This is a genomic window from Vibrio genomosp. F10 str. 9ZD137 (assembly GCF_049974785.1).
Classification (GTDB): domain Bacteria; phylum Pseudomonadota; class Gammaproteobacteria; order Enterobacterales; family Vibrionaceae; genus Vibrio.
The window spans coordinates 1-2203 of sequence record NZ_JBNGCJ010000347.1; the positions used below are offsets into that span (position 1 = coordinate 1).

2 protein-coding genes and 1 pseudogene are annotated in these 2203 nt (G+C 42.3%); 1 reads left to right on the plus strand and 2 read right to left on the minus strand.

What is annotated here, in order from left to right; all coding sequences use genetic code 11:
* A partial coding sequence (locus ACP45E_RS07435; protein WP_069584852.1) for an acetate kinase occupies window positions 1–893 on the minus strand: 893 nt, incomplete at its 3' end.
* Window positions 894–1252: 359 nt separating this feature from the next.
* On the opposite strand from ACP45E_RS07435, the gene yfbV reads away from it, so the two are divergent.
* The gene (yfbV, locus tag ACP45E_RS07440) at window positions 1253–1705 is read left to right on the plus strand and encodes a terminus macrodomain insulation protein YfbV (protein WP_017037857.1); all 453 of its coding nucleotides are present in this window, start codon (window positions 1253–1255) and stop codon (window positions 1703–1705) included.
* 288 nt (window positions 1706–1993) lie between these two features.
* Here yfbV and ACP45E_RS07445 read toward each other — a convergent pair.
* Window positions 1994–2203 (minus strand): annotated as a pseudogene (locus ACP45E_RS07445) (alanine dehydrogenase); the annotation flags it as partial.

Consider the following 2203-nt stretch of genomic DNA (forward strand, 5'->3'; position numbering starts at 1 on the left):
GCACGAGTCGCTTCTTCTTTTTCGCCGTAGTTGTCTTCAACGAAACGACAGTCAGAAGTCACTTCAGTTAGACCAGCAAGGCCAGACTCTTTCGTTAGCATCGTGTTGATTTCTTCAACAGAGTAGCCTAGAGCGTCATGCAGGTGGAAGATGATTGCAGGGTCTAGATCGCCTGAGCGAGTACCCATCACAAGACCTTCAAGAGGAGTCAGGCCCATTGAAGTATCAACGGATTGACCGTTCTTGATTGCACATACCGATGCACCGTTACCTAGGTGACAGTTGATGATGTTAACTTCTTCAACCGGTTTATCTAGAAGAGTCGCCACTTCACGAGTGATGAATAGGTGAGAAGTACCGTGCATGCCGTAACGACGAATGCCGTGCTCTTTGTACAGCTTGTATGGTAGAGCGTATAGGAAAGACTCTTCAGGCATGGTTTGGTGGAAAGCTGTGTCAAACACCGCAACGTTCTTAAGTTCAGGGAAGTTGTGCTTAGCAGCTTCGATACCGATAAGATGCGCAGGGTTGTGAAGAGGTGCGAAAGTCGCCGCGTCTTGAATCCCTTTTAGCACTTCGTCAGTAATCAGAGCAGATTGTGTGAACTGCTCGCCACCGTGTACGATACGGTGACCGATAGCGCCTAGATTAGCTTTAAGCTCTGGCTTAGAAGCAAGAATAGTTTCTACCATGAACGCTAGCGCTTCTTCGTGAGCTGCGCCGTTACCTAGTTGAGCTTCGTGCTTACCATCAAGTTTCCACTTGATGCGGGCTTCAGGAAGGTGCAGACATTCTGCAAGACCAGTAAGGTGCTCGTCGCCAGATACTGCATCGACAACCGCAAATTTAAGAGAAGAACTACCGCAGTTTAAAACTAAAACCAGCTTAGACATGAGTGTGACTACCTGTTATTCGTCTGAAAAAATCAGAAAAGATGAAAATCAATCTCAAGAATAGCTGACCGCGTATGGGTTACACACTATTCTTGGTAAAAAGTTCGCTTAATTTCCTTTTAATAAGACACCACTTTACTCTGAAAGTCGTGCTCGCAATCCTTGCTGATATCATTGTCATGGTTGCCTAAATGGAAAATAACAGCAACAATGAGTAATAGAGGGTGCAAAGAATAGCGATATTCGACAAATATAACAAAAAAAATTGAAAGAATATTATTTTGAGTCAATTTTTTACTGTAAAAATTGAAACTTTAAAATAATTTAGCAATGGGTCGATTCAATAGTGAGAGATTTCTATGAATGATAAAGTCGGGTTGGTTCACAGCCTAAGAGACGGTCAGAAGTACATGGATACGTGGCCTATGCGTAAAGAGCTTGCTATTTTATTTCCTGAGCAGCGAGTCATCAAAGCAACGCGATTTGCAATTCGTGTTATGCCTGCTATCGCCGCGATCAGTGTCATCACTCAGGTAGCATTTCAAAATCAACAAGCGCTACCACAAGCCGTTGTTGTTGCATTATTTGCGATTAGCTTGCCATTGCAAGGGATGTGGTGGTTAGGAAACCGAGCCAACAAGCAGTTACCCCCTTCGCTAGCCAGCTGGTATCGAGAAATGCATCAGAAAATCGTGGAAACGGGAATGGCACTTGAGCCGATGAAATCCAAACCGCGTTATAAAGAGTTAGCTCAAATTCTTAACCGAGCATTTAGGCAGTTAGATAAGAGTGCACTGGAGTGCTGGTTTTAAGGTAAACACAGGTTGTTAAGATAAACACTCGTTTTAAATTAAACGTAGATTCTAACGCTCAGGTTTTTAACGAAAAACCTCATTCCGATTAGTGGTTAGATAAGTCGCTCAATAAATGTTTAGACAAGCAGGAAGAAGAAACAAAAAAGCTCTCATAAAATGAGGGCTTTTTTGTTTCTAAAGGTCGATACGTAATAAAAAATCAGGTGGGATGATCTTGAAAAGCTTAGAATTTTTAGACAAAAAAGGTCTAGTTTATAACTAGACCTTTTATTAGTAAGCGTATGTTTAGCTAAACATTTCGATCGCTTTTTCTGGCGCTACGTATTCCAGGTTAAAGCTCTCTGCTACTTCTTTACACGTCACTTTACCGTGAATAACGTTCAGACCTTCTAAGAAACCTTTATCTTCAAGCAAAGCTTCGCGGTAACCTTTATTCGCTAATTTAACGATGTATGGCAGCGTGGCATTGTTTAACGCAAACGTTGAAGTTCGAGC

What these genes read in the sequence shown, in the direction of transcription:
- yfbV (WP_017037857.1), top strand. Translation starts at nt 1,253, where the DNA reads ATGAATGATAAAGTCGGGTTGGTTCACAGCCTAAGAGACGGTCAGAAG.